Annotated in this window: 16 protein-coding genes; 5 read left to right on the top strand and 11 right to left on the bottom strand. The window is 69.7% G+C overall.

Annotated elements, in window-relative coordinates; translation table 11 throughout:
- Nucleotides 1–121: 121 nt before the first annotated feature.
- The 9 genes from TBR22_RS03350 to tilS form a co-directional block, all read right to left on the bottom strand.
- Nucleotides 122–433, bottom strand: coding sequence for a hypothetical protein (locus TBR22_RS03350; RefSeq protein WP_239491537.1), 312 nt, complete (start codon nucleotides 431–433; stop codon nucleotides 122–124).
- A gap of 4 nt (nucleotides 434–437) precedes the next feature.
- The gene (locus TBR22_RS03345) at nucleotides 438–1,106 is read right to left on the bottom strand and encodes a tetratricopeptide repeat protein (protein WP_239491536.1); all 669 of its coding nucleotides are present in this window, start codon (nucleotides 1,104–1,106) and stop codon (nucleotides 438–440) included.
- 180 nt (nucleotides 1,107–1,286) lie between these two features.
- The gene (locus tag TBR22_RS03340) at nucleotides 1,287–2,030 is read right to left on the bottom strand and encodes a pyridoxine 5'-phosphate synthase (RefSeq protein ID WP_239491535.1); all 744 of its coding nucleotides are present in this window, start codon (nucleotides 2,028–2,030) and stop codon (nucleotides 1,287–1,289) included.
- A 145-nt stretch (nucleotides 2,031–2,175) separates the two neighbouring features.
- Entirely contained in the window at nucleotides 2,176–3,513 is a 1,338-nt protein-coding gene (glmM, locus tag TBR22_RS03335) for a phosphoglucosamine mutase (protein WP_239491534.1), read from the bottom strand.
- 245 nt (nucleotides 3,514–3,758) lie between these two features.
- Nucleotides 3,759–4,670, bottom strand: coding sequence for a YbbR-like domain-containing protein (locus TBR22_RS03330; protein WP_239491533.1), 912 nt, complete (start codon nucleotides 4,668–4,670; stop codon nucleotides 3,759–3,761).
- A 4-nt stretch (nucleotides 4,671–4,674) separates the two neighbouring features.
- A complete protein-coding gene (gene cdaA, locus TBR22_RS03325; protein ID WP_239491532.1) occupies nucleotides 4,675–5,478 on the bottom strand; it encodes a diadenylate cyclase CdaA in 804 nt (267 codons plus the stop codon).
- A gap of 20 nt (nucleotides 5,479–5,498) precedes the next feature.
- Complete coding sequence (folP, locus tag TBR22_RS03320; protein ID WP_239491531.1) at nucleotides 5,499–6,386, bottom strand: dihydropteroate synthase; 888 nt, start codon at nucleotides 6,384–6,386, stop codon at nucleotides 5,499–5,501.
- Nucleotides 6,387–6,548: 162 nt separating this feature from the next.
- A complete protein-coding gene (gene ftsH, locus TBR22_RS03315; RefSeq protein WP_305068766.1) occupies nucleotides 6,549–8,465 on the bottom strand; it encodes an ATP-dependent zinc metalloprotease FtsH in 1,917 nt (638 codons plus the stop codon).
- Nucleotides 8,462–9,943 carry a tRNA lysidine(34) synthetase TilS gene (gene tilS, locus TBR22_RS03310; protein WP_239491530.1) on the bottom strand — a complete coding sequence of 494 codons (1,482 nt, stop codon included), beginning with the start codon at nucleotides 9,941–9,943 and terminating at the stop codon, nucleotides 8,462–8,464. Before tilS ends, ftsH begins: the two co-directional genes overlap by 4 nt.
- A gap of 212 nt (nucleotides 9,944–10,155) precedes the next feature.
- On the opposite strand from tilS, the gene TBR22_RS03305 reads away from it, so the two are divergent.
- Nucleotides 10,156–10,380: a hypothetical protein gene (locus TBR22_RS03305; protein WP_239491529.1), complete on the top strand. Its 225-nt coding sequence runs from the start codon at nucleotides 10,156–10,158 to the stop codon at nucleotides 10,378–10,380.
- A gap of 274 nt (nucleotides 10,381–10,654) precedes the next feature.
- On the opposite strand, the gene TBR22_RS03300 is transcribed toward TBR22_RS03305, so the two are convergent.
- Both TBR22_RS03300 and TBR22_RS03295 read right to left on the bottom strand, forming a co-directional pair.
- Nucleotides 10,655–11,671, bottom strand: a complete 1,017-nt coding sequence (locus TBR22_RS03300) for an SGNH/GDSL hydrolase family protein (protein ID WP_239491528.1) — start codon at nucleotides 11,669–11,671, stop codon at nucleotides 10,655–10,657.
- 211 nt (nucleotides 11,672–11,882) lie between these two features.
- Nucleotides 11,883–12,944: a PmoA family protein gene (locus tag TBR22_RS03295; RefSeq protein ID WP_239491527.1), complete on the bottom strand. Its 1,062-nt coding sequence runs from the start codon at nucleotides 12,942–12,944 to the stop codon at nucleotides 11,883–11,885.
- A 170-nt stretch (nucleotides 12,945–13,114) separates the two neighbouring features.
- Between TBR22_RS03295 and TBR22_RS03290 the strand changes: the two genes are divergently transcribed.
- The 4 genes from TBR22_RS03290 (at nucleotide 13,115) to TBR22_RS03275 (ending at nucleotide 19,427) form a co-directional block, all read left to right on the top strand.
- Complete coding sequence (locus TBR22_RS03290; RefSeq protein WP_239491526.1) at nucleotides 13,115–13,597, top strand: hypothetical protein; 483 nt, start codon at nucleotides 13,115–13,117, stop codon at nucleotides 13,595–13,597.
- 121 nt (nucleotides 13,598–13,718) lie between these two features.
- Nucleotides 13,719–15,683 (top strand): CocE/NonD family hydrolase, encoded by a 1,965-nt coding sequence (locus TBR22_RS03285; protein WP_239491525.1) that lies wholly within the window; start codon nucleotides 13,719–13,721, stop codon nucleotides 15,681–15,683.
- 113 nt (nucleotides 15,684–15,796) lie between these two features.
- Nucleotides 15,797–16,702 carry an aldo/keto reductase family oxidoreductase gene (locus TBR22_RS03280; protein ID WP_239491524.1) on the top strand — a complete coding sequence of 302 codons (906 nt, stop codon included), beginning with the start codon at nucleotides 15,797–15,799 and terminating at the stop codon, nucleotides 16,700–16,702.
- 151 nt (nucleotides 16,703–16,853) lie between these two features.
- Nucleotides 16,854–19,427, top strand: a complete 2,574-nt coding sequence (locus TBR22_RS03275) for a glycosyltransferase (protein ID WP_239491523.1) — start codon at nucleotides 16,854–16,856, stop codon at nucleotides 19,425–19,427.
- Nucleotides 19,428–19,429: the final 2 nt, after the last annotated feature.

Raw genomic sequence — 19,429 nt, 5'->3', positions numbered from 1 at the left:
CAGAAAATCACTGACCGTCGGACTTGTCCGACGGCTACGAGCCGGGTGCCAGAAGCCGGGCTCCGTCTCGTTCACCGTCAGCCGTCAGGCGTTAAAACGTCAAACGTCAAACGTCAAACGTTCAGTTCGGCCGGGCCGCCTGCGCATCATAGGCGGAACGGCAGCGCTCTGAACAGAAGTAGGCCGTGCCGCCCCCGGCGGCGCGCGCCGAGAGCGCACGCTCCTGCAGGACGTAGGTCCCGCAAACCGGATCCTGCACGAGGGTGCCCTGCGACCGGGCGACCGGGCCGCCGCTCGCGCCGCCACCCGGCGCGCGGTCGTCGGTCGGCACGCGCGCCGACTCGATCAGCCCCCGGAACAGCCCGCCGACCACGAGCATCACCGCCCTGACGAGCAGGAACAGGAGCAGCAGTCGGAGGAGCCAGCCGAGCACGGGGTCAGGCGCCTTGCTTGGGAGCCGCGGTCGTGGCGGCCGGGCCGCCGCCCGTCGCGGGAGCGCCGGTTTCGGGGTGCGCGGCCTTCAGGCCGTCGAGCGCCTGCTTGGCCGCGCGCGCTTCCGGCGAGTCGGCGGGCGCCAGTTCCAGCACCTTCTGCCACGCCTCGCCGGCGCCGGCCAGATCCTGCTTGCCGAAGGCGCGCACGATCCCGAGGTTCAGCCAGGTCTTGGTGTGCTTCGGGTCGACTTCCAGGGACTTCTGGAACTGCGCGAGCGCCTGATCGACCTGATTGGAGTAGTAGTAGCTCACCGCCAGATCGGTGCTCACGTCCGGGTTGCGCGGCGCAATCGTCAGCGACGCCTGGTACCACTTGACCGCCTCGGCGTACTTCTCGGAGTCGAAATAGAGGTTGCCGAGCTGGGTCCGGACGTCGGCGTCCCGTGGCTGGTCGGCGGCCTGCTTCTCCAGGGCCTGCACCCGCGCGAGGTCCAGGGCCGGGGCCGTGGCCCCCTGCGCTCCCGCTCCACCGGGCGCCGCTGCCGGGGCCGCCTGCGCCACCGGCGCCGCCGCCGGGGTCCCGATCCCGGCCTGCTGGGCGCCCAGCATCCACCCGCAGAGCAGCCCGAAAAGGGCCCCCGCGATTCCGACGATGATCGATTCTGGTTTCATTACTCGGCTTCGCTGCTCGGCCTTGGGCCGGGGGCCGGCGGCCTTCGAAAGTCAATGCCCGGAGTCGCCCGGTTCCGGGCGCCCACAGGCCGTCCCGGATCGTCGCGGGCTGCAGAGACGGCGCCACACGCGCCGCGGAACGCGAAGGCCCACGGCCGAAGGCCGAAGGCCGGAAGTTCCTCAGATTGTATCTCCCGCGGCTTCCCGGTACTCGAGCACCGCCTGGCGCAGGCCGACGTACAGGGCGTAGCTGATGAGGGCGTGACCGATGGACACCTCGTCGAGCCGTGGCAGGGCGCCCACCAAGTCGGGCAGGTTCTCCAGATCGAGGTCGTGGCCGGCGTTGACGCCCATCCCCAGGTCGGCGGCCAGCCCCGCCGCCCGCACGTACGGCGCCAGCGCGTCGTCCAGCGAGACGCCTTTCGTGTTGAACCCGCGGGCGTACGGCTCTGTGTAGAGCTCGACACGGTCCGCCCCGACGCGCTCGGCCAGGCGAACGGCGGCCTCGGTCGCGTCGATGAACAGCGACACGCGGATGCCGAATCCCCGCAGGCGCGCAATCACGTCGCGGAGGTCCTTCTCGTCGGTGTCGGGCGGCCAGCCCGCCTCGCTGGTGATCTCCCCCGGACGCACCGGCACCAGCGTGCACTGGTGGGGCCGCACCGTCTCGACGAGGTTCAGCAGGTCGGGCCGCGGGTCGCCCTCGATGTTGAACTCGACGTTCTTCCAGGGCTCGAGCAGGTCCTTCAGCTCGTGCACGTCCTTGAACGTGATGTGCCGTGCGTCCGAGCGCGGGTGCACCGTGATGCCCGGCGCACCGGCCTCGATGCACACACGGGCCGCATCGACCACTGACGGGATCGCGCCGCCACGGCTGTTGCGGATGGTGGCGACCTTGTTGACGTTGACGGAGAGTTTGGCCATCGTGCTTCGACGTGCTGGTAATTTGAGATTCGAGATTTGAAATTGCCGGCGGCTCGGCCTGCGGCCTTCGCTCGCTCGAGATATCCCGAGGCGCCTGGCCGAAGGCCGGCGCCGCGAGAATTTCAAATGTCAAATTTCGAACTATCTACCCCGCGCCGAGCGCACCCTTCGCGGCGTCGGCGATCTCGTGTGCCCAGGCCTCGATCTCGGCCTGATCGCGGCCCTCGAGCATGATGCGCAGCAGCGGCTCGGTCCCCGAGTACCGCACGAGCAGGCGCCCCTCCTGGCCCAGTCGCCGTTCCACGGCGTCGATGGCGGCGGCAATCGCCGGCACCTCGGCGACCGGCACCCGCCGGCCCACCCGCACGTTGACCAGCACCTGCGGGTAGGTGACCAGCGCCGACGCGAGGTCGCGCACCGATCGGCCGGTCTCGGCCATCACGCGCAACACGCTCAGGGCGGTGACGATGCCATCGCCGGTGAACAGGTGCTCGGCGACGATCACGTGCCCGGACTGCTCGCCCCCGAGCGCGTAGCCGTGCTCGCGGATCTCTTCCATCACGTACTTGTCGCCGACGGCAGTGCGCAGCAACCGGATGCCGTTCGACTCGAGGGCACGCTCGAGCCCGAGGTTGCTCATCACGGTGGCGACGACGGTGTCCTTGGCCAGGCCGCCGGTCCGCTGCAGGTGGAGGGCGAGGATCAGCATGATCGCGTCGCCGTCGATCACCTGCCCCTGGTCGTCGATCATCAGGCAGCGGTCGCCGTCGCCGTCGAAGGCGATGCCGAGGTCGAGGCCGTGCTCGCGCACGTAGGCCTGCAGCGCCTCGAGGTGCGTCGACCCGCAGTGCAGGTTGATGTTGCGGCCGTCGGGATCGTTGCCGATCACGTGCACGTCGAGGCCGAGCGCCCTGAACAGGCGCGGCGCGACGGTGGTCGTGGCGCCATTGGCGCAGTCGAGGGCGATGCGCAGGTTGGACAAGGCGCCCGACAGCGGCAGCGCCTGCTCGCAGTGCTGCATGTACGGCTCCACGACCTCGTGGTACTCGATGTCGGCCGAGGCGTCGGCCGACACGACGAAGTGCGGGTCGGCCACCAGCGCCTCGATCTGGCGCTCGAGCCCCTCGTCGAACTTCTGGCCGTGCCCGGAGAAGACCTTGATGCCGTTGTCCTGGTAGGGGTTGTGCGACGCCGAGATGACGATGCCGGCGTCGAAGTCCTGGGCGCGCGTGATCACCGCCACGGCCGGCGTCGGCACCACGCCGGCCGACAGCAGGTCGCCGCCCATGGCGCGAATGCCCCGGGCCAGCGTGCGCTCGATCCAGAACCCGGACTCGCGCGTGTCACGCCCGGTCAGCAGGCGTGCCGGCCCCTGGTGCGGCAGCACCCGCACGAGGGCCGCCCCCAGTCGCAGGATGGTGGTTTCATCGAGCGGCCACTCACCTGCCACGCCGCGCACGCCATCGGTTCCGAACAGTTTCATAAAGGCTCAGGGCTCAAGGCTCAAGGCTCAGAAAGCAGGCTTACGGCTTACGGACGAGGACGGTCGCAGGCTACAGGCTACCTGATGAGGCTTGGTCATTGTGCTTGGGCCTTGGTGCTTGGGCCTTGGGCCTTGGTGCTGGGGCCTTGGGCCTTGGGCCTTGGGCCTTGGTGCTGGGGCCTTCGGCCTTGGGTCCTCCCTGAGCCCCGAGCCCTGAGCCTTGAGCCTCGAGCTCTGGGCCTGCATCACCTGATCACCACCGTGACCGTCGCCGGTTCCACCTTCTCAACGGCGACGCCTTCACGGCTCGGCACGCGGACCGGCACCACGTGGCGGCCGCGCGACAGGCCGGCGAGATCGACGTCGGCCTGCAGGTCGCCGGCGCCGATGCCGGCGATGCGCTCCCGCGTCCCCCGCACCACGACCGAGACGGTGCCCGGCGTGATCCGCGCCGAGAGTCCGTTGCCGACGCTCGACGCGCGCACCGCCACGCCGACCAGCGTCTGCTGCGCCGGCGCCGGCACGATCTCCACCGTGACGATGGCGACCACCGGCTCGCGCAGGCGCACCGCGGCGTCCTCGACACCCACCGTCACGCGGTCCTGCACGACCCTGCGAGCCCCGTCCACGTTGACCGGCTCGGTGGTCGCCGCGCTCAGCGCCTCGAGGGTGCGCAACGGCCCGAGCACCTGCACGGTCGACGGCGACGTGGTGATCCGGCCCACCACGAACCCCGGCTCGGGATCACCCTCGACGACCGGCGACACGGGCACCACCTTCTGGCCGGCGCGCTCGAACTCGAGCGAGACGGTCGGCGGCGCAACCTGCACCGCCTCGACACCGAAGGGCACCCGCACCTCGCTCGCCTGCAGGTTGAAGATCCGCGTTCCGGGACGGGCGCCCACCAGGTCCAGTGCCGCGACCACGTCGCCCTGCACGACGCGCGCGAGGTTGCCCGACGATCCGCGCAGGCGCACGTCCACCGCGCCCGGCGGGTCACCGACGATCTCCAGCCCGGGCGGCACGTTCTGGTACTCGAGCGGCACGCGGATGTTCCGCTCGACGACGCTCTGACCGGCGACGGCGAGCCACAGCACGACCGCCACGGCGAGCGACACGACCTTCAGAGGCAGGTTCGCCAACGGTTGCAGGGCCATGGCGTCAGGGGCGCGGGAACTGCCGGCGCCCGGTCTTCTTGTTCAGCACCAGCTGGGTGAGCCGCGACCGGAGGGTCTCCGGCGTGAAGCCGCGCGAGATGTGGCCCTCGGTGGCCAGTGAGATCCGTCCGGTCTCCTCCGAAACCACCACCGCCACGGCGTCGTTCTCCTCGGTGAGGCCGATCGCGGCGCGATGCCGGGTTCCGAGGTCGGAGCCGACGCCCGGGTTCACCGTGAGCGGCAGGAAGCACGACGCGGCGGCGATCCGGTTCTCCTGGATGATCACCGCGCCGTCGTGCAACGGACCACTGGTCTGGAAGATCGTGACCAGCAGGTCGTGGGTGACCATCGCGTCGAGCGGGATGCCGCTCTCGATGTAGTTGCGCAGGCCGATCTGCCGCTCGATCACGATCAGCGCGCCGGTGCGCCGGTCGGCCATCTGGGTCGCCGCCGTCACCACCTCCTCGATCGTCTCCTCATCGGTCTCGGAGCGCGAGAACGCCCGCACGAACGGCGTCCGCCCGAAATGCGCGAGCGCCCGGCGGATGTCGTTCTGGAACAGCACGATCGCCGCGAAGACGACGTAGCCGATCATGTTGCGGATCAGCCAGTTGACCGTCTGCAGCGGCGCGGCCAGCGAGAAGAAGTACAGCGCCACCAGCAGCGCCGACCCGAACGCCATCTGCATGGCGCGGGTCCCCCGGATCAGCTTCAGCGACTCGTAGATGATCAGCGCCACCACGAGGACGTCGATGACGTCCCACCAGGTCGCTGGCGTGCGGCTGATCCACGAGAAGATGGCGTCCATGAGCGGGGCGGCAGGCCCGCTCAGTGCGGGCGTGCCTCGGCTGCGGCGCTGATCATATCTGCCACCCGCACGGCCTGCACACTGCCGGCGACGTCGTGCACCCTCAGGACGTGGGCGCCGGACAGGGCCGCGACGGTCGCTGCCGCCAGGCTGGCCGGGTCCCGCTCCGCCGCCGGACACTCGCCGATGGCCGCCTGCAGGAAGGACTTGCGCGAGGCGCCCACGAGGATCGGGCGGTCGAGGTCGCGCAGGCGCGGGTGGGCGAGCCCGGCCAGGACTGCCCAACTGTGCTCGGCCTGCTTGGCGAAGCCGAGGCCCGGGTCGACGATCAAGGCGCCCCGCGAGACGCCCGCCTCCTCAGCCTGCGCGATGCTCCACGCCAGCTCCGCGGCCACGTCGGTCACGACGTCGTCGTACTGCGCATACCGGTACATGTCGGCAGGCATCCCGCGCATGTGCATCAGCACGAGCGCCGCGCCGGTCTCGGCCGCCACCCGCGCCAGGCCGGGGTCGTGCCGTAGCCCGCTGATGTCGTTGAGGATGGACGCTCCGGCGTCGATGGCGACCCGGGCCACCGCGGCCTTGGTCGTGTCCACCGACAGCGGCACCGGCACCTGCGCCGCGAGCGCCTTCAGCACCGGCTCGACCCGGGCGCGCTCGGTGGCCACATCAACCGCCGGCGCCCCCGGTCGGGTCGACTCGCCGCCGACGTCGATCAGGTCGGCCCCCGCCGCCACCATCGCCAGCGCCGCATCGACCGCCCGCGGCACGTCGTCGAAACGCCCGCCGTCGGAGAAGCTGTCGGGCGTGACGTTGAGGATGCCCATCACGAGTGTCCGTCGGCCCAGTTCGAGGGTGCGGCCACCGGGCAGCGCGAGGGTGTAGTGGCGACGGAATGTGGGGGTCATGGGAATTGCAGAACTTCAGAATTGCAGAATTTCATCACCACCGGAACGCCTCGAAGGTTGGCAATGCCAATGAAATTCCTGCAATTCTGAACTTCTGCAATTGAAAAGGCGCCTCGAGCGAGGCGCCTTTTCAGCGAGCACGGTGGGCGCCGAACGCGGCGCCTACTCCTGTGCGAGCGGCTTGCCCGGGATGGGCATCGGCGGCACGATCGACGGCCGCGGACGACGTTCCTCGGTGGCCGTCTCGGCCGGCGTGCCCGGCGTGGCCGGCACCGGTTCCGGTGCATCGAGGGGCTGCCCCGCGATGATGCGGCGCACCTGATCGGCGTCGAGCACCTCGCGCACCAGCAGCTCGTCGGCGATGCGCTGCATCGCTTCCTTGTGCTGCTCGATGATGCCGCGCGCCGTGTCGTAGCCGGTCATCACGATCGACTGCACGGCCTCGTCGATGCGGATGGCCGTCGACTCGGAGTAGTCGCGGTGCTGCGCGATCTCGCGGCCGAGGAAGATCTGCTCTTCCTTCTTGCCGAAGCTGAGGGGCCCGAGCTCGCTCATGCCCCACTCGCACACCATGCGGCGCGCCAGGCCAGTGGCCTGCTCGATGTCGTTGCGCGCGCCAGCCGTCTTGGTGTGGCAGAAGATCTCGTCGGCGATGCGGCCCGCCATCGCGACGGCAATCTGCGAGTCGGCCTCTTCCTTCGAGAAGTCGACCTGCTCACCCTCCGGCAGGAACGAGGTCAGCCCGAGGGCCATGCCGCGCGGGATGATCGTCACCTTGTGCAGCGGCACCGCGTGCGGCAGCAGGGCGGCGACCAGCGCGTGACCGGCCTCGTGGTACGCCGTGTGGCGCTTCTCGTCGTCGCTGATGATCCGCGACTTGCGCTCGACGCCCATGATGACCTTGTCCTTGGCCATCTCGAAGTCGTTCATCGTGACCACCTTGCGGTTCTGGCGGGCAGCGATGAGGGCCGACTCGTTGACCAGGTTGGCCAGGTCCGCGCCGGCGAAGCGCGGCGTGCCGCGAGCGATGACGTTCAGCTTCACGTCGTCGCCCATCGGGATCTTCTTGGTGTGCACCGCGAGGATCTGCTCGCGGCCGCGCACGTCGGGCAGGTCGACCACCACGCGGCGGTCGAAGCGGCCCGGACGAAGGAGCGCCGGGTCGAGCACGTCGGGGCGGTTGGTGGCCGCCACGAGGATCACGCCCTCGTTGCTCTCGAAGCCGTCCATCTCGACGAGCAGCTGGTTCAGCGTCTGCTCGCGCTCATCGTGCCCGCCGCCGAGCCCGGCGCCACGGTGACGACCGACCGCGTCGATCTCGTCGATGAAGATGATGCAGGGCGCGTTCTTCTTGCCCTGCTCGAAGAGGTCGCGCACGCGGCTCGCGCCGACGCCCACGAACATCTCCACGAAGTCGGACCCCGAGATCGAGAAGAACGGCACGTTGGCCTCACCGGCCACCGCGCGCGCCAGCAGGGTCTTGCCGGTGCCCGGCTGCCCGATGAGCAGCACGCCCTTCGGGATGCGGCCGCCGAGCTTCTGGAACTTCTGGGGCTCCTTCAGGAAATCGATGATCTCCTGCAGCTCTTCCTTGGCCTCGTCGACGCCGGCGACGTCCTTGAACGTCACCTTCTTCTGCGAGCCCGACGACAGCTTCGCGCGGCTCTTGCCGAACGACAGGGCTTTGTTGCCCCCGCTCTGCATCTGCCGCATGAAGAAGACCCAGAAGCCAATCATCAGGAGGATGGGCGCCCACGTGTAGAGGAACATCCCCCACGGGCTGCCGGTCGGCTCCTTGGCGTTGACCTCGACCTTGTTGGCCACCAGCTTGTTGCCGAGACCCTCGTACTGGGTCGGGGCATACGTACGGACGCGCTCGCCGCCGGACTTGTAGGTCGCGACGATCTCCTGGCCCGTGATGGTGACCTTGTCGATCTTGTTCGTGTCGAGCTGCTGGACGAATTCGCTGAATGGGATGACTTCTTCGCGGGCCTGGAACGTGGTCGAAAAGTTCCAGATCAAGACCCCGACGATGACGAGCACCATCCAGAAGAGCAGGCTCCTGAGCGTCGAGTTCAAGCCTTTCCTCCTGACCGCGTGGCTTGCAAGAGTAGCACGGCGGTCGTGTGTGGCTGGACTGCAAATTCCTCGCCGACTGCGAGGCCAACCACCCACGCAATCTGCCCGAGCTCCGTCGTCACGACTGGCACCCGGTCACGTTCGCGCCGGGGCACCTTCCTGTTCACCATCAAGTCCTGGATCTTCTGACTGCCCGGGGCGCCAACCGGCCGCATCCGGTCTCCCGGACGCCGCCCTCGGACCCGAATGATCGTGCCGACGCGGTCAGCATCGAGGGCCACGGCCCAGGTGCCTGGCGCCAACGGTCCAGCGTCGGCCTCCCACGCCTCGCGTCGGAGGACTGACGCCACCATGCAGATTCCGGCGTCCTCCACCTCGAGCGTCCCTGGCACCGCCACGACCCGCTCGACCAGTTCGCCCCGGCCGCTCCCACTCGACGCCGACCTCTCCCGGTGGGTGCGACCCTTTCGGGAAGGCCGGGGTATGTCACCCGACCCTGCCGCGACGATCCGGAGTCGTCGCCCCTGCCGACGGACGTCCAGGCCGCCCAGCCGGGCCGTTCGTCCCTCGGCGCTTCGCTCCACTCGCTCGAGCGCGTTGACCAGCGCCAGCGTGACCCGTCCTCGCGGCAGCACCTGCTCCAGGGCCGCCAGGCGGACCCGGCGCCGGAGCATCGGCGGCACGTCGGCCAGCCGTGCGATGTCGAGCCACCAGCCGCCGTCGGCGTCGGGCGTCAGGACCGACGGCACTTCCACCGCCGCGCACGCCGCCAGCCACTGTTCATCGTCGCGCCACGCGTCGGCCTGCCGCGCCAGCCGTTCGGGCAGGGACGCGCCGGCGACGCTCGTCAAGGCCGGCAGCAACTCGTGACGCACCCGGTTGCGCGCAATCGCGGTATCGCGGTTGGACGCGTCGTCCCTCCATGTGAGACCCCGTGTGGCGACGTAATGTTCCACGTCTGCCCGGCGCACCTCGAGGAGGGGACGCACCACGAGGCCATGGACGGGCCACATGCCGGACAAGCCGCGGGTCCCGGCGCCTCGCAGGAAGCGGAGGACCACCGTCTCCGCCTGGTCGTCGAGGGTGTGCCCCAGGGCGATGCGGGTCGCCATGCGCGTGCGCGCTGCCTGCCGGTAGGCGGCGTGACGAAGGAGGTGGGCGGTCCGCTCGATGGACCAGCGCCGTCGTCGGGCTTCCCCGCTGACGTCGACCGGGACGAGATCGAACGGGACGCCAAGGTCGGCCGCCAGCCGCTCGCAGAACGCCGCGTCGGCGTCCGCCTCGGGCCCCCTCAGGCCGTGGTGGACGTGGACCACGCCAGCCAGACGGGCGCCGGCCCGCGGCACGAGCGTAGCCAGGACGTGCAGCAACGCCACGGAATCGGCGCCGCCGGACACCGCGACGAGCACGCGGTCGCCCTCGGCAAGCATGGCGTGGCGCGTGATGGTCGCCCAGACACGGGTCGGAAACCTGGTCATGACACGACCATCGGACTGGACGAAGGGCGAGTGGGGCAAAAAGGCACGACCGGCTGGGAACCGCGAGGCTTCGAATGCAGTCTTATGCACCCTGTGCGGGATCGGCCACGTCGCAGGCACGCGATGAGCGGCGTGACCAGTCCCTCGTCATCATTTTTCTTTTCACATCTTGCGACGGGAACGTGGCACGCCTCGTGCTCGTCGATCCTCACATGTCACGACCATTGAACTTCGCCGATGTGGCGGTTCGAGCCGAGGGCGACCACTGGGTGGTGGTCGACCACGCCGACAGGCCGGTGCTCGACCAGCGCTTCAACGACCGATTCTCCGCGATCTCGCTCGGCTTGCTCGTCGCCCACCAGCAGGGTGGGGCCGTGTGGATCGACGAAGTGGACGAGGCGCCGCGCGTCCCCGCCCACATGCAGATTTTCCACTAGGCGTCGGCGCACCGGTCACTTTCGTCGCCGGTCCGTCCGCCGCCTGTGGCGCCGGCTCGCCCTTCCGGGCTTGCCGCCAGATTCCCTGCGCACCGCCGCACATCTCCTCGCGGCGTGCCGTCCCGAGGCCCCAGGCCTCCCCAACGCCCCAACATGTCCTCCCGTCCTCCGCGCCCCGCGGTGGCCGAGGTGTGTCTCGAGGTCGGCAGTCGACGTCAGACGTCACGCGTCAGCCGTTAAGCGCCAAGCGTTAAACGTCAAACGTCAAACGTCACTACCGCAGCTGCTCGTACATGTAGTCGGCGAGGGCGCGATGCGCGTCGGTGGTCGGATGCACGACGTCCCAGAAGAGGAACAATCCGCCGACGTCGAACACCCCGTCAGGGACGTCGCGGCAGGCAGTGACGTCGACGAACAGGCACGCCGACATCGGCGTCGTCGCATCGATGGGCAGCAGCAGCGTGTCGAGTGCCGGCACGTCGGCGTTCATGCGGCCGCGCAGATCCGTGAACACGACGTTGGCATCGACGAGGCGGAGCGTCGCCTTGGACAACTGCGTCCGGAGGCCGGCCACCGCCTGCGCCAGCAGCGCGTTGTGCCCCGCGGTCACGGCGCTGCCCTGCGCCCGCTGCTCGGGGGACAGGTACGGCAGGGCGCCGAGGTCGGGCAACGTGAGGATCACGAACTCGCGCGCGCCCAGTCGATACAGCCGGGTGATCGACTCGGCGATGTTGGCCACCACCGCCTGCGGCGCCATGGGCACGTTGTAGGCGTCGGCCCGATAGTCGTTGGCGCCCGTGCTGATCACGTACAGCGCCCGACGACTGGGCGTGCGGCCGGCCATCGCCACCCGGAACAGCTCGACCTGCCCCTTCAGGCCTGGCGCGTAGAGCCCGCCCGGCGTCTGGTCCATGTCGGGCGTGCCGGTTCCGCCGAATGCGAAGTCGAGCGCCGCCGTCGTCGCGATGGGGTTGGTGATCCACGGGCGAAGGCCCCCGGCGCTGCCAGGGGCGTGGCCGCTCAGGCGCTGCCACAGGTACTCGACAGCCACCGGCCCGTTGCTGAAGCGCCCCCGGAAGTAGGTCAGGTTGGGCGAGGTCGAGGGCGGCGGCGCCGGCGTGATGCCCAGCAGTTGCGCGGTGCGCCACACGTTGCCGACGTCGGCGAGGCTGTCGCCGAACACGTAGAGGGCGTCGTGACGCGGCGCCGGCTGCGCCTGGGTCGGGTGGGCCAGTGACACCACGAGAAGGAACGCCGCGGCCAGTGGCCGGACGATCGGGGCGAGGGACATCGGGACCTTCCTTTGGATCGAACGTGCGCGAGCGGGAGGGCAAAAAAGGAGAGCGGCCGTGATCCTAGTGGATCGACGACCGCTGGCGCACGCTTTTTGTGCAGATGTGCTTACGAATTGACGAGCTGAGAGGGCGCCACGCCCGGGGTGGAACCGCCCCGGTGAAAGCGGTGGACTGCGCCAAGCCGGGCGGCCAGGCGGCACGCGCCCATCACCGCGTCGCGGCCCAGTCCTTGTACAGCGCCGCCAGCTTCTCGGGCGCAAGGCCGGGATGGATCACCATGCGGTAGCGGAAGCGCGCGTGCTGCCCCGGCTCGAGCGTCATCGAGCCGTCGGCCTTCGGATCGTTCAGGAAGTCGTGCAGGCCGAACGGGTTGATGGCGTGCAGCCCGTAGCCGCGCGAGTGCCAGTAGGTCGGGTGGCGCGGGTTGGACGGGTGGTCCATCAGCACGATGCCCACCGGTTCCTCGCCGATGCGCCCGGCGTAGTCCACCCACGCCGACCGCTTGCCCCACACCTGGGCCTCGCCCTCCCCGCCCTCGGCATTGCGGAGCCGTCCCGTGCGGACCGGGGCCCCCGCCTTGGCCACCTTCGGCGGCTCCTCGAGCGCCGTGGCGACGCGCAGCGCGAACGTGCCTTCCTTCGTGTCGCGGAACTGCGCGCGCTCGATCGCCTGCAGATCGATGTCGACGTCGACGATGCGGAGCGTCGGATGGGCATGGAAGGTCATGCGCCGCGTTTCGGTGAGCAGCGGCGCCCCGTCGGGCTTGTTCCACGACAGCACGACGTCGATCGTGCCCACCTGCTTGCCGCTGGACACCTTGACCGGCCCCTTGGGCACGATGCGCCCCAGCGTGGCATCGGTCGGCGCCGGCCCAGCGCTGCCGGGCAGCGGGCGGGTGGGGTCGGCCGCTGGCTCGCCGACGCGCGTCGCGACGTTCTGGATCGCCCAGAAATTGAACCCGTTCACGTCGCCGTGGCCGTAGAACAGCCCGGCGTGGTGCGGGTGGTCGGTGGTCTCGCCGGGGAGCTGGCCGGCCGGGAACGACCGGTTCACCACCGTGCCGGTCGCCGCCCGCAGCGGGTGCAGGTACACGCGGTTGAGCGTCGGCCCGCCGGTGTGGAAGACGGTGAACGGCTTGCCGTCGATGTCGACGGTCACCTGGTCGGCCGTCGCGGTGATGGCGACCTGGGCGTGAGTGGGCGTGGGTGTCATGCCGAGCACCATGACCGTGAGGACCAGCGACGTGAAGGACGCGCGAAGTTGGGACATGAATTCCTCGATGCCCGGCACTGTAGCATCGCTGGCTCACAGGGTAGGGCCGGGTGTCCCACCCCGCCGTGAGCCTTCGGGCGAGGGCAGGCGCCTCAGGCGGCAGACGCGACGCGTCCAACGTTGGTCGTCACACGTCACACGTTAAACGTTAAACGTTACTCTTCCCCATGCCCATGACGCCGGTCCAGCTCGATGCCGTTCGCCACCTGCTCACCGGGTCGCGCGTGCTGTCGCTCGCGCTGATCGTCGAGGACGCTCCGGTCATCGGGCTGCTGCCCTTCGTGGTGACGCCCGACTATCGGGCCCTGGTGGTGCACGCCTCGAGCCTGGCGCGCCACACGAAGGGCCTGCACGACGGCGCCCAGTTCGACGCGCTGCTGCACGAACCCGTGGTCGGCGACGTCGACCCGCTCCGCGTCAGGCGGCTGACGCTCCGCGGCCCCGTGCACGTGCCCGAGCCCGGCACGCCCGCCCACGACGCCTTGCGACGGCTGTACCTGCAGAAGTATCCGGAAGCGGAACTCATGACCACCCTCGGGGACTTCGCGTTCTACGTGCTCCCGATTGCCGGGGGGCGCCTGGTGACCGACTTCGGCGCCGCCGCCAACGTCACGCAGGACACGCTCGCCGCACTGCGCGGGGAGGACTGAGGCTCGGAACCACGGCGTACGGCTCAGGGCTCAGGGCTCAGGGCTCAGAAGGCCTCGTGAGTTCTTGAGTCCTGAGTCTTGAGCCCATAATGCCGTCGCCGCTCGAAGGGGGCGGCCCCGCATGCGCCTGTTCCGACCCGGACTCCGTCGCTTTTCGTTCGCCCTTGCCGCCGGCTGCATCGCGGCCACCGCCCTGCTGCCCGCCCAACAGGGCACGCTCTCGCCCGCCGAACAGCAGCGACGCCGCGACCTCGAGAAGGAGCTGCAGTCGATCGCGGTCGTCGAGCGCAAGGTGATGATGCCGATGCGCGACGGCGTCCGCCTGGCCACCGACATCTACCGGCCCAAGGACGCGACCGGCCCGGTGCCCGTCGTCTTCTCCAAGACGCCCTACAACTTCAACCACTGGGACGTGCGCAACCGCGTGCCGGCCGACATGTCCACGCCAATCGCGGCCGTCAAGCGGGGCTACGCGTACGTCGTGCAGAACGAGCGCGGGCACTTCTTCTCCGAGGGCAACTACGACATCCTGGGCGCGCCGGTCACCGACGGGTACGACGCGATGGAGTGGCTCACGAAGCAGCCCTGGTCCAACGGCAAGGTCGGCACCACCGGCTGCTCCTCGACGGCAGAGTGGCAGCCCGCGGTCGCCGCGCTCGGGCATCCCGGGTTCGCCGCCATGAACGTGCAGGGCTTCGGCGCCGGCGTCGGCCGTGTGGGGCCGTACTTCGAGCAGGGCAACTGGTACCGCGGCGGCGCGATACAGATGCTCTTCATCACCTGGCTCTACGGCGAGCAGAACCAGGTGCGGCCGCAGTTCCCGAAGGACACGCCGCGCGAGGACCTGGTGGAGGCGGCGCGCCTGTTCGACCTGGCGCCGCAGATGCCGCCGGTCGACTGGGACAAGGTGCTGTGGACGTTGCCGTCGCAGGACATCATGAAGGCCGCCAACGGCCCGCGCGGCATCTTTGCAGACGCGATGCCCGTGCCCACCGGCGGCGCCATGGTGCGCCGCACGCCCAACGATCCGGCCTGGTACAAGGGCGGCCTCTGGCACGACGACAAGCCGCTGAACCTGCCCGGCCTCTGGTTCATGTCCTGGTACGACGTCTCTGTGGGGCCCAACCTCGCGATGTACAACCACGTGCGCGCGACCGCGAAGCCGGAGATTGCCGATCAGCAGTGGGCCATCATCGCGCCGGTCGGGCACTGCTCCTACACCCGCGCCTCGGCCGACACGGTGGTCGGTGAGCGCAGCATGGGCGACGCCCGCCTCGACTACAACGACATCGTGTACGGCTTCTTCGATCGGTTCGTGAAGGGCGTCCCCTCGCCGCGTCTCGAGAAGTTGCCCCGCGTGACCTATTTCCGCATGGGCGACAACACCTGGCAGACGTCGGACACGTGGCCGCCGAAGGGCGCGCGCCCGACGACGTTCTTCCTGTCCAGCGGCGGCAAGGCCAACTCGCTGTACGGCGATGGCGTGCTCGCGGCGGCCGCGCCTGCCACCGACGCGCCGGACGCCTTCACCTACGATCCGATGAACCCCGTGCGCTCGTACGGCGGGAACGTGTGCTGCACGGGCACCGCCATCACGGCCGGCTCGTTCGACCAGCGTCGGATGGAGGCCCGTCACGACATCCTCGTGTACACGAGCGAGCCCTTCGCCGAAGGCACCGAGATCAGCGGCCCGATCACGCCGACCCTGTACGTGTCGTCGGACGCGAAGGACACCGACTTCACGGTGAAGGTGCTCGACGTCTACCCGGACGGCCGCGCCTACAACCTCGACGAGTCGATCCAGCGCATGCGCTGGCGCGAGGGCTACACGGGCGCGCCGGTGTGGATGGAGAAGGGCAAGGTCTACAAGGTCACGCTGCAGCCACTGACGACGAGCAACTGGTTCGCGGCGGGACACCGGCTGCGCATCGAGGTGTCGAGCAGCAACTTCCCGCGTTTCGATCGCAACATGAACACGGGTGGCAACAACTACGACGAGGCCACTGGCGTGGTCGCCCGCAACGTCGTACACCACTCGACACAGTACCCGTCGAGCGTGACGGTGACGGTGGTGCCTCGGAGGTAGGGCGGCGTGTCCCACGCCGCCGTTGGTGGAACTGATGGACCAACGGCGCGGTGAGACACCGCGCCCTACCTGGGGTACGACACCGCGCCCTACCTGGCTAGACTGGCTCTCTCATGACTCGAACACGACTCAGCGGCGCGGGTCCCGAGTGCTCGCGCATCATCTACGGCACCTGGCGACTGCTCGACACGAAGCCTTCCGCGCAGGAGATCAACAGACGGCTGCACGCGTGCGTCGAGCACGGGATCACCACGATCGACACCGCCGAGATCTACGGCGGGTACGAGGTGGAGAAGGCCCTCGGCGAAGCGCTCGCGCTCTCGCCAGGCCTGCGCGACCGGCTCGAGATCGTCACCAAGGCGGGCATCTACGTGCCCAACGCCTACCACCCGGAGCGGCGGACCGCGCACTACAACGCCACCGGCCCGCGGCTCGTCAAGAGCCTCGAGAAGTCGCTGCGCTGGCTCGGCACCGACCACGTGGACCTGTTCCTGGTGCACCGGCCCGACTGGCTCACGCGCGCCGACGACACGGCAGCCGGCCTCAACGCCCTGCTGCGCGACGGCAGGATCCGCGCAGCCGGCGTGTCCAACTACACGGCCCCGCAGTTCGACCTGCTCGACAGCCTGATGGACCAGCCGCTGGCGACCAACCAGATCGAGTTCCACCTGCTGCACATGGCTCCGATCCTCGACGGCACGCTGCACCAGTGCGAGAAGCGCGGCATCCTGCCGATGGCGTGGAGCCCACTCGCCGGCGGACGGCTGTTCGACGCCACCCACCCGGCGGCCGCACGACTGGCAGCGACCGCGACGGCCATGTCCTCGCGCTACGGCGGCGCAACCCTCGAGCAGCTCGCCTACGCGTGGATCCTCGCGCACCCGAGCCGGCCGGTCGTCGTCATCGGCACCAACAAGCTCGAACGCATCGCCGCGGCGGCGCAGGCCGACGCCATCGTCCTCGAGCGCGAGGACTGGTATGCCCTCTGGGAGGCCGCGCAAGGCCAGCAGATTCCTTGATCAGCGGCGATACGGGAGCGGCATCGGCGGGTCCGGCCGACGGCCGAAGGCTGACCTCGAAGTTCCTGCTTGACTGATCCGTAAGGTCACAGGTATCTCAAGTCAGCCATTGTTGCTCCGACGATTCGGGCGCGACCGGCGATCCGCGCCCATGTCGACCTCGCACCCCGAACTGTCGGGCGCCCGCGCACCCGCCGCCGAACGGCGGCTTCACGCGCGTGTCGTGCCGCCCGACTTCAGGGACGGCGCCGATCGACACGACCGCCTCGAAGTACGGGGCAAGTACCTCTACGCCGGTCCTCGCAAGTGTTTCCTGCGCGGCGTCACCTACGGGACGTTCCGCCCCGACCCCGACGGCCACGAGTTCGCCGATCGGGCTCGCGTCGCGGACGACTTCGCCCGCATGGCGACCCACGGGTTCAACGCGGTCCGCACGTACACGGTGCCACCACGCTGGATGCTCGACATGGCGTTCGAGGCGGGCGTGAGGCTGATGGTCGGCATCCCGTGGGAACAGCACATCACCTTCCTCGACGATGCCAGGCGCGTGCGCGTCATCGAGGATCGCGTGCGGACGGCCGTGGCCTGCTGCGCGGGCCATCCGGCGGTGGCCTGCTTCGCCGTCGGCAACGAGATCCCATCGTCGATCGTGCGGTTCCACGGCGCCAGGCGCGTCGAGAAGTTCCTCGACCGCCTCTACCGCGCCGCCAAGACCGAGGACTCGGGCGCTCTGGTCACCTACGTCAACTTCCCGTCCACCGAGTACCTCGAGCTGTCGGCCGATCTGCTGGCGTGCAACGTGTACCTGGAGTCACAGGATCGACTCGAGGCGTACCTGGCACGCATCCAGAACCTCGCCGGCGAACGCCCGGTGGTGATGGCCGAGATCGGCCTCGACAGCCAGCGCCATGGCGAGGCGCGCCAGGCCGAGGTGCTCGACTGGCAGGTCCGCACGGCCCGACTCGCGGGCTGCGCTGGCGCCTTCGTGTTCGCCTGGACCGACGAGTGGCACCGGGGTGGCCACGACATCACGGACTGGGACTTCGGCCTGACCGATCGGGAACGCAGGCCGAAAGCGGCGCTGGCTGCCGTCCAGGCGGCCTTCGACGATCCCCTCGTGGCCTCGAGCGACGAGTGCCCCCGGGTGTCGGTGGTGGTCTGCAGTTTCAATGGCGCACGCACCATCGAGGACACATGTCGCGGCCTGTTGGCGCTGGACTACCCGCACTTCGAGGTGATCGTCGTCGATGACGGGTCCACCGACCGCACGGCGAGCATCGCGGAGCGGTACGGGCTGCGGGTGATCCGCACGGTGAACCAGGGCCTCAGTGCCGCCCGCAACGTCGGCTGGCAGGCCGCCAACGGCAGCATCGTGGCCTACATCGACGATGACGCGTATCCCGATCGTGACTGGTTGATGCACCTGGCCGCGACCTTCGCACGGACCACGCACGCCGCCCTCGGCGGTCCCAACATCGCGCCGCGCCATGACCCCCTCCTGGCACAGTGCGTGGCCAACGCGCCCGGCGGGCCCGTACACGTCCTGCTCGACGACCGCGTGGCCGAGCACGTGCCCGGGTGCAACCTCGCCGTCCGACGCAGCGTGCTCGAGGCCATCGGAGGCTTCGACACGCAGTTCCGCGTGGCCGGCGACGACGTGGACCTGTGCTGGCGCATCCAGGAGCGTGGTTGGACGGTGGGGTTCGTGCCCGGCGCGATGGTGTGGCACCACCGCCGCGCCTCGTTGCGGGCCTACTGGCGGCAGCAGAAGGGGTATGGCAAGGCCGAGGCGCTCCTCGAACGCAAGTGGCCGGAGAAATACAACACGCTCGGCCACGTGACCTGGCATGGCCGGCTGTACGGCCGTGGCCTGCTACACGTGTTCGGCAGCCAGCGTCAGCGGATCTACTACGGCATCTGGGGCAGCGCCCCGTTCCAGCGCGTGTACGACAGCGGCAGGTCCGGAGGGCTCGAGATCACGGCCACGCCCGAGTGGCACCTGCTGACCATCGCCATGCTGGTGATGATGCTGTGGGGATCGCAGTGGCTGCCGCTGTGGGTGTGCGCCGCGCTCGGGCTCGCAGTGCTCGTGCCGCCGGTCCTGCATGCCGGGTTGAGCGCGCGACGCGCGCAGTTCAGCGTCCCGATCGGCGCCGCCCGGCGGTGGGCCCTGCATGCGGTGGTGGCGTGGCTGTACCTGATCCAGCCGGTGGCGCGGCTGCGCGGTCGCGTGCAGCACGGCCTCACGCCATGGCGGTGGACGAAGGAACTGCGCGGGCTCGCGCTGCCGCTGCCGCGGCGATTCTCCCTGTGGTCGGAGACCTGGCGCGGGCCCGACCGCTGGCTCGACGAGATCGAGTGGTGGCTGTGGGAGGGCGGCGCGATCGTGCATCGCGGCGACGAGTTCCAGCGGGTCGATCTCGAGGTGCGCGGCGGCATGTTCGGCCGCGTGCGCTTCCTCCTCGCCATCGAGGAGCACGGCGCCGGCCGGCAGTACCTTCGCCTGGCGGTGACACCAGCCCTCTCGCACGCCCTGTCGCGCGTAATGGGCCTGCTCGGCGTGCTGCTGGCCGCAGCGCACTGGCTGGCCGCACCGCTGCCCGTGTCCCTCGCGCTCTGGGCCCTCGTGCTGCTGACGATGCTCCGGGCCGTCCAGGAGACGGCGATGTCGATGGGCTCTGCGGTCCGCATCCTCCGCAAGCTGCAGTTCGAGGCGCAGGAGTGACG

This window comes from Luteitalea sp. TBR-22 (assembly GCF_016865485.1).
Classification (GTDB): Bacteria; Acidobacteriota; Vicinamibacteria; order Vicinamibacterales; family Vicinamibacteraceae; genus Luteitalea.
This window is presented reverse-complemented; position numbering and strand designations above follow the sequence as displayed.

What these genes read in the sequence shown, in the direction of transcription:
- TBR22_RS03345 (WP_239491536.1), bottom strand. Translation starts at nt 1,106, where the DNA reads ATGAAACCAGAATCGATCATCGTCGGAATCGCGGGGGCCCTTTTCGGG.
- TBR22_RS03340 (WP_239491535.1), bottom strand. Translation starts at nt 2,030, where the DNA reads ATGGCCAAACTCTCCGTCAACGTCAACAAGGTCGCCACCATCCGCAAC.
- glmM (WP_239491534.1), bottom strand. Translation starts at nt 3,513, where the DNA reads ATGAAACTGTTCGGAACCGATGGCGTGCGCGGCGTGGCAGGTGAGTGG.
- TBR22_RS03330 (WP_239491533.1), bottom strand. Translation starts at nt 4,670, where the DNA reads ATGGCCCTGCAACCGTTGGCGAACCTGCCTCTGAAGGTCGTGTCGCTC.
- cdaA (WP_239491532.1), bottom strand. Translation starts at nt 5,478, where the DNA reads ATGGACGCCATCTTCTCGTGGATCAGCCGCACGCCAGCGACCTGGTGG.
- folP (WP_239491531.1), bottom strand. Translation starts at nt 6,386, where the DNA reads ATGACCCCCACATTCCGTCGCCACTACACCCTCGCGCTGCCCGGTGGC.
- tilS (WP_239491530.1), bottom strand. Translation starts at nt 9,943, where the DNA reads ATGACCAGGTTTCCGACCCGTGTCTGGGCGACCATCACGCGCCACGCC.
- TBR22_RS03305 (WP_239491529.1), top strand. Translation starts at nt 10,156, where the DNA reads ATGTCACGACCATTGAACTTCGCCGATGTGGCGGTTCGAGCCGAGGGC.
- TBR22_RS03300 (WP_239491528.1), bottom strand. Translation starts at nt 11,671, where the DNA reads ATGTCCCTCGCCCCGATCGTCCGGCCACTGGCCGCGGCGTTCCTTCTC.
- TBR22_RS03295 (WP_239491527.1), bottom strand. Translation starts at nt 12,944, where the DNA reads ATGTCCCAACTTCGCGCGTCCTTCACGTCGCTGGTCCTCACGGTCATG.
- TBR22_RS03290 (WP_239491526.1), top strand. Translation starts at nt 13,115, where the DNA reads ATGCCCATGACGCCGGTCCAGCTCGATGCCGTTCGCCACCTGCTCACC.
- TBR22_RS03285 (WP_239491525.1), top strand. Translation starts at nt 13,719, where the DNA reads ATGCGCCTGTTCCGACCCGGACTCCGTCGCTTTTCGTTCGCCCTTGCC.
- TBR22_RS03280 (WP_239491524.1), top strand. Translation starts at nt 15,797, where the DNA reads ATGACTCGAACACGACTCAGCGGCGCGGGTCCCGAGTGCTCGCGCATC.
- TBR22_RS03275 (WP_239491523.1), top strand. Translation starts at nt 16,854, where the DNA reads ATGTCGACCTCGCACCCCGAACTGTCGGGCGCCCGCGCACCCGCCGCC.